The organism is Roseburia sp. AM16-25 (genome assembly GCF_003473825.1).
In the GTDB taxonomy this organism is placed as follows: Bacteria; Bacillota; Clostridia; order Lachnospirales; family Lachnospiraceae; genus Pararoseburia; species Pararoseburia lenta.
On record NZ_QUCW01000002.1, the window covers coordinates 487,252 to 500,171 of the forward strand.

At 45.4% G+C, this 12,920-nt stretch carries 15 protein-coding genes and 1 tRNA gene; all 16 read left to right on the top strand.

The window, feature by feature from the left end; all coding sequences use genetic code 11:
* Positions 1 to 592: 592 nt before the first annotated feature.
* Positions 593 to 1,087: a translation initiation factor IF-3 gene (gene infC, locus DW183_RS06235; protein ID WP_118281116.1), complete on the top strand. Its 495-nt coding sequence runs from the start codon at positions 593 to 595 to the stop codon at positions 1,085 to 1,087.
* 18 nt (positions 1,088 to 1,105) lie between these two features.
* Positions 1,106 to 1,303 (top strand): 50S ribosomal protein L35, encoded by a 198-nt coding sequence (rpmI, locus tag DW183_RS06240; RefSeq protein WP_118281117.1) that lies wholly within the window; start codon positions 1,106 to 1,108, stop codon positions 1,301 to 1,303.
* 25 nt (positions 1,304 to 1,328) lie between these two features.
* A complete protein-coding gene (gene rplT / locus DW183_RS06245; RefSeq protein ID WP_118281118.1) occupies positions 1,329 to 1,685 on the top strand; it encodes a 50S ribosomal protein L20 in 357 nt (118 codons plus the stop codon).
* A gap of 137 nt (positions 1,686 to 1,822) precedes the next feature.
* Entirely contained in the window at positions 1,823 to 2,839 is a 1,017-nt protein-coding gene (galE, locus tag DW183_RS06250; protein ID WP_118281119.1) for a UDP-glucose 4-epimerase GalE, read from the top strand.
* A gap of 110 nt (positions 2,840 to 2,949) precedes the next feature.
* Positions 2,950 to 3,021: transfer RNA gene (locus tag DW183_RS06255), tRNA-Glu, on the top strand.
* Between the two features lie 86 nt (positions 3,022 to 3,107).
* Positions 3,108 to 3,575: a ribosome maturation factor RimP gene (gene rimP, locus DW183_RS06260; RefSeq protein ID WP_118281120.1), complete on the top strand. Its 468-nt coding sequence runs from the start codon at positions 3,108 to 3,110 to the stop codon at positions 3,573 to 3,575.
* A gap of 37 nt (positions 3,576 to 3,612) precedes the next feature.
* On the top strand, positions 3,613 to 4,797 hold the full coding sequence (nusA, locus tag DW183_RS06265) for a transcription termination factor NusA (protein ID WP_118281121.1): 1,185 nt from the start codon (positions 3,613 to 3,615) through the stop codon (positions 4,795 to 4,797).
* 1 nt (position 4,798) lies between these two features.
* Positions 4,799 to 5,059 (top strand): RNase P modulator RnpM, encoded by a 261-nt coding sequence (rnpM, locus tag DW183_RS06270; protein WP_118281368.1) that lies wholly within the window; start codon positions 4,799 to 4,801, stop codon positions 5,057 to 5,059.
* Complete coding sequence (locus DW183_RS06275) at positions 5,060 to 5,365, top strand: L7Ae/L30e/S12e/Gadd45 family ribosomal protein (RefSeq protein ID WP_118281122.1); 306 nt, start codon at positions 5,060 to 5,062, stop codon at positions 5,363 to 5,365.
* Positions 5,366 to 5,389: 24 nt separating this feature from the next.
* Positions 5,390 to 8,122 carry a translation initiation factor IF-2 gene (gene infB / locus DW183_RS06280; RefSeq protein WP_118281123.1) on the top strand — a complete coding sequence of 911 codons (2,733 nt, stop codon included), beginning with the start codon at positions 5,390 to 5,392 and terminating at the stop codon, positions 8,120 to 8,122.
* A 3-nt stretch (positions 8,123 to 8,125) separates the two neighbouring features.
* The gene (gene rbfA, locus DW183_RS06285; RefSeq protein WP_118281124.1) at positions 8,126 to 8,482 is read left to right on the top strand and encodes a 30S ribosome-binding factor RbfA; all 357 of its coding nucleotides are present in this window, start codon (positions 8,126 to 8,128) and stop codon (positions 8,480 to 8,482) included.
* A gap of 10 nt (positions 8,483 to 8,492) precedes the next feature.
* Positions 8,493 to 9,449 carry a DHH family phosphoesterase gene (locus DW183_RS06290; RefSeq protein ID WP_118281125.1) on the top strand — a complete coding sequence of 319 codons (957 nt, stop codon included), beginning with the start codon at positions 8,493 to 8,495 and terminating at the stop codon, positions 9,447 to 9,449.
* A 7-nt stretch (positions 9,450 to 9,456) separates the two neighbouring features.
* Entirely contained in the window at positions 9,457 to 10,356 is a 900-nt protein-coding gene (gene truB / locus DW183_RS06295) for a tRNA pseudouridine(55) synthase TruB (RefSeq protein WP_118281126.1), read from the top strand.
* A complete protein-coding gene (locus DW183_RS06300; RefSeq protein ID WP_118281127.1) occupies positions 10,353 to 11,270 on the top strand; it encodes a bifunctional riboflavin kinase/FAD synthetase in 918 nt (305 codons plus the stop codon). The genes truB and DW183_RS06300 overlap by 4 nt, the downstream gene beginning before the upstream one ends.
* A gap of 132 nt (positions 11,271 to 11,402) precedes the next feature.
* Entirely contained in the window at positions 11,403 to 12,443 is a 1,041-nt protein-coding gene (locus tag DW183_RS06305; protein ID WP_243069524.1) for a C40 family peptidase, read from the top strand.
* 130 nt (positions 12,444 to 12,573) lie between these two features.
* Positions 12,574 to 12,840, top strand: a complete 267-nt coding sequence (gene rpsO / locus DW183_RS06310; protein ID WP_118281128.1) for a 30S ribosomal protein S15 — start codon at positions 12,574 to 12,576, stop codon at positions 12,838 to 12,840.
* The last annotated feature ends 80 nt before the right edge of the window (positions 12,841 to 12,920 follow it).

The window sequence follows — 12,920 nt, forward strand, 5'->3', positions numbered from 1 at the left end:
TTAGATTTAAATTGTACAAAATTGTCCGAAAAACACAATATATAGTGCTTTTGCCTTGCACAAGGTACAAAAGCATGGTATGGTATATACAAGTATTTAAGAGGATACTTAGGAACCACTTAAAATATGCACCGAGGAGGGGATCAAAGCAATCGGTTTAGATGAGTATTTTAAGGTATCGGCGGTAGTCGAGTATTCCGGTTCCGAAGATTCCGGACAAGGACGACTGATATGGCATACTAGAAGAAGGGAGTCTTCTGGTGAATTCGGAAACATATTCAGAGTCGCCTGTGATGAATTAAAACAAGAGACAGGCAAGGTCTAAGGACAAGGGGGAAGACGACAGGATTTCTGTCGTTTTCCTTTTGTGCGAATTTAGCAGAAAATCCGAAAAAAGTATTGACGCCCCATAGAATCTGTGATAAAGTACCAATGTTGTGAAAACAAAGTAGAGTATCCACTCTCACCTGAGCACAGAGGTGACTCAGCGTTTATATTCCGACTTTTTGAAGTGTTGTGAGTTTGATTGTGGATAGTCTGTCTATCCACTTTTTTTATTTTAATCTGGAGGTATAAGACCATTAGCGATTTAATGATTAACGAGCAGATCAGAGACAGAGAAATTCGTCTGATTGGTTCAAACGGAGAACAGCTTGGCATTATGTCAGCAAGAGAAGCAATGAAATTGGCAGAGGAAGCAGAACTTGATCTTGTCAAGATTGCCCCGAATGCTAAGCCACCGGTATGCAAGATCATTGATTACGGTAAGTATCGTTACGAACTTGCACGCAAGGAAAAAGAAGCGAAGAAGAAGCAGAAGACAGTTGAAGTCAAAGAGATCCGCCTGTCACCGAATATTGATACCAACGATCTGAACACAAAGGTCAATGCAGCCAAGAAGTTCCTTTCCAAGGGCAATAAGGTAAAGATCACACTTCGTTTCCGTGGTCGTGAGATGGCGCATATCGCACAGAGTAAACATATCTTAGATGACTTTGCAAAGGAAGTCGAAGATATGGCAGTAGTGGAGAAAGCACCAAAGCAAGAAGGCAGAAGCATCAGCATGGTGTTGGCAGAAAAGAGATAATTTAAGGAGGAAAATAACATGCCAAAAATTAAGACAAAAAGAGCAGCTGCAAAGCGTTTTTCTACAACAGGAACAGGAAAGTTAAAGAGAAATAAAGCTTACAAGAGCCATATCTTAACCAAGAAGACAACTAAGAGAAAGAGAAATCTTAGAAAAGCAGCAATGACAGATGCTACAAATGTTAAGAATATGAAGAAGGTTTTACCTTACTGCTAATAAATAGGTTAAGGAGGATATCAAAATGGCAAGAATTAAAGGCGGAATGAACGCTAAGAAGAAGCATAATAGAGTATTAAAGATGGCAAAGGGCTACAGAGGTGCTAGATCTAAGCAGTATCGTGTAGCAAAGCAGTCAGTAATGAGAGCACTTACAAGTTCTTATGCTGGTAGAAAGCAGAGAAAGAGACAGATGCGTCAGCTCTGGATCGCTCGTATCAACGCAGCAGCAAGAATCCATGGTCTTTCTTACAGCAAGTTCATGTATGGACTGAAACTTGCAGGTGTTGAAATGAACCGCAAGATGTTAGCAGAGATGGCTGTAAATGACGCAGCAGCATTTGCTGAATTAGTTGAATTGGCAAAGACAAAGGTTGCCTAAAGATAATGCAGGACTCCGAACGTATTCGGAGTCCTTTTTTGTCAATTTTTTAACCAAATAAAGGTTTTTTTATAAAGGCACTTATGCTATAATGCCCTTTGGTGAGTGAAGAATATTTTAATTAGGAGGAATGACAGATGGCAATTTTAGTTACCGGTGGTGCAGGCTACATTGGAAGTCATACTTGTGTAGAACTTTTGCAGGCAGGATATGACGTGGTTGTTTTGGATAACTTATCCAATGCCAGTGAAAAGTCATTGGATCGTGTTAAGGCGATCACAGGCAAAGAGGTTACTTTCTACAAGGGAGACATCTTGGATCGTGACATCTTAAATGAGATCATGGACAAGGAGCAGATCGACTCATGTATTCATTTTGCCGGCTTAAAGGCGGTAGGTGAATCTGTTGAGAAGCCTTGGGAATATTATAACAACAATATCGCAGGAACATTAACACTGGTGGATGTGATGAGACAGCATGGCGTAAAGAACATCATCTTTTCATCATCTGCAACAGTTTACGGCAATCCTGCACAGATCCCGATCACAGAGGAGTGCCCAAAGGGACAGTGTACCAACCCATACGGATGGACAAAGTCTATGTTGGAGCAGATCCTTACCGATATGCAAAAGGCAGATCCGGAGTGGAATGTGATCTTACTTCGTTATTTTAATCCGATCGGTGCGCATCCAAGCGGAACCATGGGTGAAAATCCAAACGGTATCCCGAACAACCTCATGCCATATATCACACAGGTGGCAGTTGGTAAGTTGAAAGAACTTGGCGTTTTCGGTAACGACTATGATACACCGGATGGTACCGGTGTCAGAGACTACATCCATGTAGTCGATCTTGCGATCGGTCATGTCAAGGCATTAAAGAAGATCGAGGAGAAGGCCGGACTTTGTATCTACAATCTGGGTACGGGTGTCGGCTATAGCGTTCTGGATATTGTAAAGAACTTTGAGGAGGCGACCGGCGTCAAGATCCCTTATGTGATCAAGCCGAGAAGAGCCGGCGATATCGCAACCTGTTATTCCGATGCGACCAAGGCAAAGGAAGAACTTGGATGGACTGCAAAGTATGGTATCAAGGAAATGTGTGCAGACTCCTGGAGATGGCAGAAGAACAATCCAAACGGCTATGAAGACTAAGAATTTTCTTGAATTTCAATTTTTTCAAAAAAATTGAAAAAAGTACTTGACGAGGAAGAGTATTTGATATATCATTGTCTTGTTGTCGCGATGCGGTAACAAGACATCATGGTTCGTTGGTCAAGCGGTTAAGACGCCGCCCTCTCACGGCGGAATCAGGGGTTCGATTCCCCTACGAACTGTTGAGCGCAAGTAGATATGTTGCTAGAATTGAGAGTGGACATTTTGTCCACTCTCAATTTTTTAAAAAAAGAAAGGTGGTGGACACATGTCACAAAGGGAGCAGTACGAAAAGAAGACAGAAGAATTGATCCTTCCGATTCTGGACGAAAAAGGCTTTGAATTGGTGGACGTGGAATATGTCAAGGAAGGTCAGGATTATTTCCTTCGGGCATATATTGACAAACCGGGAGGTATTACCATTGATGACTGCGTTGCGGTCAGCAGAGAGATGAATGTCCTGCTGGATGAACTGGATTATGTAGAGGGAGCCTATACCTTTGAGGTGAGTTCACCGGGATTGGGACGACCGCTCAAGAAAGCGCGGGATTTTGAACGCAGTCTGGGACAGGAAGTAGAGATCCGTACTTATAAAGCAATCGACGGTTCCAAAGAATTCTACGGTATCCTGCATGCCTATGATGATGATAGTGTCACTGTCCTATCCGAAGACGATGAAGAAGTTACATTTAATAAGTCAGACATTGCATTGATCCGTCTGGCATTTGATTTTTAGCGTACTATAACAAGAATTTTAGGAGGATGAACAAGAAATGAAGAACAATGAATTGTTAGAAGCGTTAAATGTGTTGGAGGCTGAAAAGAATATCAGCAAAGATGTCCTTTTGGAAGCGATCGAGAATTCGCTTCAGGTTGCCTGCAAAAATCATTTTGGAAAGAATGATAACATTACCGTGAACATCAATCCGGAAACATGTGAATATCATGTTTTAGCAGCCAAGACGGTTGTAGAAGATGTGGAAGATCCGGTAGAGCAGATCAGTTTGGAGGACGCACAGGCGATGGACGGATCTTACAATATCGGCGATGTGGTCAATGTTGAGATCAAGTCAACCAACTTTGGACGTATCGCAGCACAGAGTGCAAAGAACACGATCTTACAGAAGATCCGTGAAGAAGAAAGAAAGATGGTATTTGACGAGTATTATCAGTTGGAAAGAACGGTTGTGACCGGTATCGTACAGCGTTACATCGGCAAGAACATCAGTGTAAATCTTGGTAAGACCGATGCTTTCTTGGCAGAGAATGAGCAGGTCAGAGGTGAGCACTTTGAGCCGACAGAGCGTATCAAGGTATTGATCTTAGAAGTAAAGGATACGACAAGAGGACCGAAGGTCTTAGTTTCCAGAACCCACCCGGAACTGGTAAAGCGTCTGTTTGAAGAGGAAGTCGCAGAAGTACGTGACGGCGTTGTAGAGATCAAGGCGATCGCGCGTGAAGCAGGCAGCAGAACAAAGATGGCTGTATGGGCAGAGGATGAAAATGTGGATCCGGTTGGCGCATGTGTCGGTATGAACGGCAGCCGTGTCAATGCGATCGTAGATGAACTCCGCGGAGAAAAGATCGACATCATCGAATGGAATGAAAACCCGGCTATGCTCATTGAGCATGCCTTAAGTCCGGCAAAGGTCATTTCTGTTATCGCAGATGCAGATGAAAAGACAGCAAAAGTTGTTGTTCCGGATTATCAGTTGTCACTTGCCATTGGTAAGGAGGGACAGAATGCAAGACTTGCAGCCCGTCTGACAGGATTTAAGATCGACATCAAGAGCGAGACGCAGGCAAGAGAAGCAGGCGATTTCTTGGATTATGAAAACGAGTATGATGATGAGTATTATGACGACGATGAATACTATGATGATGAGTATGACGAGTCTGAAGATGATTATGTAGAAGATGACTACGATGATGATGCAGCATCAGAAAGTGAAGAATAAAATGAATGGCAAAAAAATTCCACAGCGCAAGTGTGTGGGATGTAATGAAATGAAAGACAAATCCCTTTTAGTCCGCGTGGTAAAGACACCGGAGGATACCTTTCTTGTGGATGCCAGCGGCAGAGCCAATGGCAGAGGGGCTTACATTTGTAAAGACATCGAATGTTTTCACAAGGCGATGAAGAATAAGGGATTGGAACGTTCATTGAAGTGTAAGATACCAGAAGATATTGTAAAACGATTGGAAGAGGAGATGATCTAAATGCAGGATAAGGCTTTGGCGATGCTTGGTATGGCAACAAAAGCGGGAAAAGTAGTCAGCGGAGAATTTTCCGTGGAAAAGGCTGTCAAAGAAGGCAAGGCATGGCTGGTGCTGGTTGCAGAAGATGCATCTGACAATACCAAAAAGAGTTTTACGAACATGTGTGAATTTTATGAGTGCGACCTTGTTTTTTATGGCAAAAAAGAGAATCTGGGGCATGCAATCGGCAAAGAGTTCCGGGCATCCGTTGCGATCACAGATGAAAATCTGGCACAGGCTGTAAAAAAGAAAATCACATTGGTATAACAACTGAATAATGGAGGATATAGTATGGCAAAAGTTAGAGTATATGAATTAGCAAAACAGTTAGGTGTAGAAACAAAAGAAGTTGTTGCAACACTTGCTGCAAACGGAATAGAAGTAAAGAGCCAAAACAGCATTGAGGATGCTGCGATCGCGATCGTAGAAAAGAAGTTTAAAAAGGCAGAACCGGTCAAAAAAGAAGTAAAAGAAGCACCGGAGAAGAAGACAGAAGCAAAGAAAGAGGCAGCGGTAAAAGAAGAACCTGCAAAAGAAGGGGCAAAGACCGGGGAAAAGAAGGCAGAGCATAAGGAAGAAAATGCACGTCCGAAGAAGAAATCAAGCATTTCCGCTGTCTTTAATGCCCAGTACAGCAAGCAGCAGAGACCTCGCCGTGATGGTGACCGTCCGAGAAGAAGACCGGATGGTGACAGACAAAATGGCAATCGTGGTGACCGTTCCGGTTCCGGACGTCCGGCACAGGGAAGAATCACAATCCGTCCGGAGAGTGAGCGTACCGTCAGACCTTCCCACCGCGTACAGGAGGAGAAGGAACGTCAGGAGAGATTGGAGCGCAAGGAACGTCAGGACAGACAGGAACGCCAGGACAGACGTGAGAATGGCAACCGTGGTGACAGACCAAACGGTAATCGTCCGATCCGTCCACGCCAAATGTCAGAAAATGACCGTCCGAGCAGCCGCGTAAACGCAGGCGACAACCGCAGACCGCGCAATAACGACGGCAATCGTGGCAACAGACCAAACGGCAACCGTCCAAACGGTGGTGGATTTGCCGGTGACAACCGCAGAAACAATGCTGCTCCGGCTGCGCCAGCTGCAGATATGAATGCAAAGGGAAGCCGCGACAACAACCGCAACAATAAAAAGAAACATGAGCACGATCAGTTTGGCTCTAAGAAGCAGGAACGCTATGTAAACTTGGAGAAGAACGGTGGCAAGAAGAAGAATAAGGCGCCACAGCCAAAGCCGGCAGAAAAGGATCCGAACGAGATCATTACACTGACCCTGCCTGAGCATATTACGATCAAGGAATTGGCTGACAAGATGAAAGTGCAGGCATCTGTGATCGTTAAGAAACTCTTTATGAAGGGCATCATGGTTACCGTAAACCAGGATATCGACTACGAGCAGGCAGAAGAGATCGCACTTGAGTTCAACTGCATCTGTGAGCCGGAAGTCAAGGTAGATGTGATCGAGGAACTTCTTCGCGAGGATGAAGAGTCAGAAGAAGATATGGTTGCCCGTCCACCGGTTGTCTGCGTTATGGGACACGTTGACCATGGTAAGACATCCCTTTTGGATGCTATCCGTGACACTAAGGTGACAGACCGCGAGGCAGGCGGTATCACACAGCACATTGGTGCTTACATGGTATCAGTCAATGGACAGAAGATCACCTTCTTAGATACACCGGGACATGAGGCATTTACCGCTATGCGTATGCGTGGTGCCAATTCTACCGATATTGCAATTCTGGTTGTTGCAGCCGATGATGGCGTTATGCCACAGACGGTTGAGGCGATCAACCATGCAAAGGCAGCAGGCATTGAGATCATCGTTGCAATCAACAAGATCGATAAGCCAAACGCAAATGTAGAACGTGTAAAGCAGGAATTATCCGAGTATGAACTGATCCCGGAAGATTGGGGCGGAAGTACCATCTTCGTACCGGTATCTGCACATACACACGAAGGTATCGATGAATTACTGGAAATGATCCTTTTGACCGCAGAAGTCTTGGAATTAAAGGCAAATCCAAAGCGTACGGCAAGAGGTCTTGTCATTGAGGCACAGTTGGATAAGGGCCGCGGTGCAGTTGCAACCGTTTTGGTACAGAAGGGTACCCTGCATGTGGGAGATCCGATCGCAGCCGGAAGTTCTTATGGTAAAGTCCGTGCCATGATCGATGAAAACGGACGCAGAGTCAAGGTAGCAACACCATCTACACCGGTAGAAATCTTAGGACTGAGTGATGTACCGAATGCAGGTGAGATCTTTGTTTCCATGGATTCTGAAAAAGAAGCAAGAAACTTTGCGGAGACATTTATTTCCGAGAGTAAGAATAAGTTAATTGAAGATACTAAGACCAGAATGTCATTAGACGATCTCTTCTCACAGATCCAGTCCGGTAATGTGAAGGAACTCAATATCATCGTCAAGGCAGACGTACAGGGGTCTGTCGAGGCAGTGAAGCAGTCTCTGGTAAAACTTTCCAACGACGAAGTTGTGGTTAAGATCATTCATGGCGGTGTTGGTGCCATCAATGAAAGTGATGTTATCTTAGCATCTGCATCCAATGCCATCATCATCGGATTTAACGTCAGACCGGATGCCATGGCTAAGGCTACCGCGGACAGAGAAGGCGTAGACGTCAGACTTTACAAGGTCATCTACAATGCCATCGAGGATGTGGAAGCAGCCATGAAGGGTATGCTGGATCCTGTTTATGAGGAAAAGGTTATCGGTCATGCACAGGTACGTCAGATCTTCAAGGCATCTGATGTCGGAAATATCGCCGGATCTTATGTCTTGGACGGTTACTTCCAGCGTGGATGTAAAGTCCGCGTATCCCGTGAGGGCGAGCAGATCTTTGAAGGTGATCTGGCATCACTCAAGCGTTTCAAGGATGACGTGAAGGAAGTTAAGGCAGGATTTGAATGTGGTCTTGTATTAGACGGATTTAATGACATCGCTGAAGATGATGTGATCGAAGCATATATTATGGTAGAAGTACCGAGGTAGGATATGAAAAAAAGAAGTATTAAAAATACAAGGATCAATGAGGAGGTTCACCGCGAATTGAGCAACATCATCCGCGGTGAGATCAAGGATCCGCGTGTCAGTTCCCTTTGCAGTGTTGTGGCTGTAGAGGTGGCACCGGATTTAAAGACGGCAAAAGCCTATATCAGCGTCTTGGGCGATGAAAAAGCCCAGGCTGATACGATGGAGGGCTTGCGCAGTTCTGCGGGCTATATCCGCAAACTCTTGGCATCCAATATCAATTTGCGCAATACACCGGAGATTCAGTTTATTTTGGATCAGTCGATTGAATATGGCGTCAGAATGTCAAAGATGATCGATGATCTGAATCAGGGCAACTAAGGAGGATCTTATGCAATTAGATCAGGAACTGCAAAATGTATCAAGTGTGGCGATCGCCGGACATATCCGCCCGGATGGAGATTGCGTGGGCTCCTGCCTGGCAACCTACAATTACATCGCCACCTATTACCCACAAGTTAAGGTCTGTGTGTTCTTAGAGCCGATCCCAAGGATCTTTCAGTTCTTACAGGGCGCAGACAAGATCTTGGAGGCAAAGGATAGCGAGGAGTCGTTTGACCTTTGCATTGTCTTAGATTGTGGGGATGCGACAAGACTTGGGGATGCGGTCAAATTTTTTGAGACAGCAAAAAGGACGATCTGCATTGACCACCATGTCAGTAATCAGGCATTTGCGGATAAGAATAAGATCGTGGCAGATGCATCTTCTGCCAGTGAACTTGTCTACGATAGCATGGATCCGGCTAAGATCACAAAGGAGATCGCCGAGTGCATATACACAGGCATGATCCATGATACCGGTGTCTTTCAGTATTCCTGTACTTCCAGTCATACCATGGAAGTTGCGGGGTGTCTGATGGACCTGGGGATAGATTATCCGACCATCGTAGATAAGACTTTTTATGAAAAGACCTTTGCCCAGAACAAGATCTTAGGGCAGGCACTCTTAAAGAGCCGGCTCTATGAAGATGCAGAGTGTATCGCTTCTGTGATCACACAGGAGGAAATGGCAGAATTTTCAGTCCTGCCAAAGCATTTGGACGGCATTGTCAGCCAACTCCGTATGACGAAGGAAGCCGAGGTGGCGATCTTTCTTTATGGTCTGGAACCGGGGGCTTATAAGGTCAGCACACGCTGCAAGGGAGACCGGGTCGACCTGTCACAGATCGCTATGAAATACCATGGCGGCGGACATAAAAAGGCCGCAGGCTTTACAGTCGAAGGGGATGATCCATGGGCATTGATCGATGGTATCGTGACGGATGTCAAGGAACAGTTAGCACAATAGGTAGCATATGAAAAGTGGAATTATAAACGTTTACAAGGAAGCCGGGTATACTTCGTTCGATGTGGTCGCGAAGATGCGCGGCATCCTTGGTATAAAAAAGATAGGGCATACCGGTACGCTGGATCCGGATGCCACAGGGGTGCTTCCGGTCTGTATCGGAAAGGCGACCAAGGTCTGTGATCTTTTGACAGACAAGGACAAGACCTATGAGGCGGTCATGCGGCTGGGGGTCGTTACCGATACGCAGGATATGACAGGGCAGGTCTTAGAGGAGCATGCTGTTACTGTGACAGAGGATGCGGTCCGGCGGGCAGTCGGGCAGTTTGTGGGGCAGATCGAGCAAGTCCCGCCTATGTACTCGGCTCTTAAAGTAGGAGGACAGAAACTCTGTAATCTGGCGAGAAAAGGGATCGAGGTGGAGAGAAAGCCCCGACCGGTCACCATTTATGAGATCCGAATAAAAAATATTGCACTGCCACTGGTTACCATGGAAGTGCATTGTTCCAAGGGAACTTATATCCGTACCCTTTGTCAGGATATCGGACAGGCTTTGGGATGCGGAGGCTGTATGGAGAGTCTGGTGCGTACGCAGGTGGCTTCTTTTGCCTTGGCAGACAGTCTGACCTTAGCCCAGATCGAGGAAGCCAAAAAGGAAGACCGGCTGGATCAGATCCTGCTGCCGATCGATCAGGTCTTTTCTGCTTATCCCAAGGTATATGCATCAGAGGAAGCAGATAAGAGACTGGTAAACGGCAACGCGATCGAGCAGATGCAGGCAAGGGCAGACGAGGCGATCGATGAGGGAGATCCGGTACGCATATATCTGTCAGATGGCAGATTTGTTGGGATATATCACTTAAATGAGCATCAGTTCAAACTAAAAAAGATGTTTTTGGAGACGACATGAAGATAATTACTTCGCTGGTAAATGAGACGATTTCAGAAAATACAGCCGTCACGGTAGGTAAGTTTGACGGTATACATAAGGGGCATGAACTTTTAACGGAAAAACTGCGTGGGCAAAAAGAAAAGGGGTTGGCAGCCTGTGTCCTGACTTTTGATGTATCACCGCGGATCCGTCTGAAAAAGGATATGACCAAACTCTTGATTACAAATGCAGAGCGGGCACATATTCTGGAAGAAGAAAAAATCGATTATCTGGCGCAGTGTTCTTTTGAAAAGGAGATCATGCAGTTGGAACCGGAAGAATTTATCCGCCTATTGGTTGAGAATTTTCACATGAAATACTTAGTCTGCGGCACCGACTTTTCATTTGGCAGGATGGGACGGGGCAATGCCAAGATGCTGGAGGAACTTTCCAAGACCTATGGTTTTACCTTGGAGGTCGTGGAAAAACTGCAAAAGGATCACAGGGATATCAGTTCTACCTATGTCCGTGAAGAGATCGCTGCCGGTAATATAGAAAAGGGCAACGAACTTCTGGGCTATGAATACTTTGTCTGGGGCGAGATCGTGCATGGCTATCATCTGGGAAGCAAGATGGGGATGCCGACGATCAATCTGATCCCGCCGGAGGACAAGTTACTGCCGAAAAACGGCGTTTATGTGACCAAGATCGAGATCGAGCATCATATATATCACGGTGTGACCAATGTTGGTGTCAAGCCGACGGTGACCGGGGAAAATCAAATGGGGATCGAGACACATATTTTGGATTTTGATCAGGATGTCTATGAAAAGGACGCGCGTGTGGTATTTCTTTCCCATATCCGTGATGAAAAGAAGTTCGACTCCGTAGAGGAACTCTTTGCACAGATGGAGAGGGATAAGAAAACGGCACTTTCTTACTTTAATCATTAGTTTGTTACATAATTGTTACAAATTTGTTGACAGATGAAATATGTCTTGCTATAATGCAAAAAGACAGCAGTGTTTGCTGCTGTTTTTTTAGTGGAAATTTTGGAAAATTCAGTTTGGATTTGGGAGGACATTGTGAAGAATCGATTGATTAGTGCAATTTCGGTGGCATGTGCAGGATGCCTTATATTTTCTTTTTGCTATAGCAACAAACAGATGCAGTCGCAGAGATTGACTGCAGGTATCGTGGCATCTGCTGCAGTCAATGTAGAGGAAGCGGCAGCCATGCCGCAGGTATCGGATGCGGATGTGGAGACCACCGGTACGGCACAGTTAGATACCTTTGGCTATGCTAATTTAGGACTAGCCAATGTAGAGGGCAATATCAATATCAGAGAAGCAGCCTCAACCGATGCTTCTATGGTAGGCAAGTTACCGGAAAACGCCGGATGTGAGATCTTAGGCACAGAGGGAGACTGGACACATATTTCTTCCGGTGAGGTAGAAGGCTATGTCTTATCCGAATATCTTCTGACCGGTGATGCAGCGATCACCAAGGCAAACGAGGTGGCACGTTATACTGCCACAGTCAATACTGACTCTTTGCGTGTACGCTTAGAGCCAAATACCACATCTGAGATCTTAGCGACCATGCCGGAGGGCGAGGAGTTAGAGATCGTATCGGAGACCGATGGATGGGTGCAGGTCAATATCGATGGCGAATATGGCTATGTCAGCGGTGACTATGTGACATGTGCAACGACTCTTGCAGATGCCATGACTATGTCAGAGGCAAGATACGGACAGGGTGTATCGGATGTCCGTGTGGATCTTGTCAACTATGCGACCCAGTTTGTAGGCAATCCTTATGTCTGGGGCGGCACCAGCCTGACCAATGGTGCGGATTGTTCCGGTTTTGTCCTTTCCATTTTTGCAAAATACGGTTACAGTCTGCCACATTCTTCCCGTGCACAGGCAAATTACGGTACCAGAGTCAGCACTTCCGAATTGATGCCGGGAGATCTGGTATTTTACGGCAGTGGCAAGAGTATCAGCCATGTGGCTATTTATATCGGCGGCGGACAGATCGTGCATGCCAGCACCGAACGTACCGGTATCATTATTTCCAGTGCCTTCAACAGATCACCGATCTGCTGCACAAGATTGTTAGATTGATACAATAAATATCTTTACAGGATATACAACCTGTGTTATACTCTTTTGGTATGATTTTACCCGTATTCGGTATTTGGAAACTCCGACCTTATGCTGAGTACAGGCGTATGAAATTTTAGGAGGTAGAAACATGATTTCAAAGGAAAAGAAAACAGCAATTATGGAAGAATACGCTAGAACACCTGGTGATACAGGTTCACCGGAAGTTCAGGTAGCAGTTCTTACAGCAAGAATCCAGGAGTTGACCGAGCATTTAAAGGAAAACCCAAAGGATCACCATTCTAGACGTGGTATGTTAAAGATGATCGGTAAGAGACGTAATCTCTTAGCATATCTTAAGGACGTTGATATCGAGAGATATCGTTCTTTGATCGAGCGTTTAGGTTTAAGAAAATAATTTGCTTGCATGGGCGGGGTAGTTTTCTATTCCGCCCAATTTTTCGTATGGGATTGCCCATAAGTTACCGGTTATCAGAC

Bases quoted from the DNA above. Each gene is read 5' to 3' on its own strand.
- nusA (WP_118281121.1), top strand. From the start codon at position 3,613: ATGAAGAACAATGAATTGTTAGAAGCGTTAAATGTGTTGGAGGCTGAA.
- rimP (WP_118281120.1), top strand. From the start codon at position 3,108: ATGTCACAAAGGGAGCAGTACGAAAAGAAGACAGAAGAATTGATCCTT.
- infC (WP_118281116.1), top strand. From the start codon at position 593: ATGATTAACGAGCAGATCAGAGACAGAGAAATTCGTCTGATTGGTTCA.
- infB (WP_118281123.1), top strand. From the start codon at position 5,390: ATGGCAAAAGTTAGAGTATATGAATTAGCAAAACAGTTAGGTGTAGAA.
- rpsO (WP_118281128.1), top strand. From the start codon at position 12,574: ATGATTTCAAAGGAAAAGAAAACAGCAATTATGGAAGAATACGCTAGA.
- rbfA (WP_118281124.1), top strand. From the start codon at position 8,126: ATGAAAAAAAGAAGTATTAAAAATACAAGGATCAATGAGGAGGTTCAC.
- rpmI (WP_118281117.1), top strand. From the start codon at position 1,106: ATGCCAAAAATTAAGACAAAAAGAGCAGCTGCAAAGCGTTTTTCTACA.
- rnpM (WP_118281368.1), top strand. From the start codon at position 4,799: ATGAATGGCAAAAAAATTCCACAGCGCAAGTGTGTGGGATGTAATGAA.
- galE (WP_118281119.1), top strand. From the start codon at position 1,823: ATGGCAATTTTAGTTACCGGTGGTGCAGGCTACATTGGAAGTCATACT.
- rplT (WP_118281118.1), top strand. From the start codon at position 1,329: ATGGCAAGAATTAAAGGCGGAATGAACGCTAAGAAGAAGCATAATAGA.
- DW183_RS06275 (WP_118281122.1), top strand. From the start codon at position 5,060: ATGCAGGATAAGGCTTTGGCGATGCTTGGTATGGCAACAAAAGCGGGA.
- DW183_RS06290 (WP_118281125.1), top strand. From the start codon at position 8,493: ATGCAATTAGATCAGGAACTGCAAAATGTATCAAGTGTGGCGATCGCC.
- DW183_RS06300 (WP_118281127.1), top strand. From the start codon at position 10,353: ATGAAGATAATTACTTCGCTGGTAAATGAGACGATTTCAGAAAATACA.
- truB (WP_118281126.1), top strand. From the start codon at position 9,457: ATGAAAAGTGGAATTATAAACGTTTACAAGGAAGCCGGGTATACTTCG.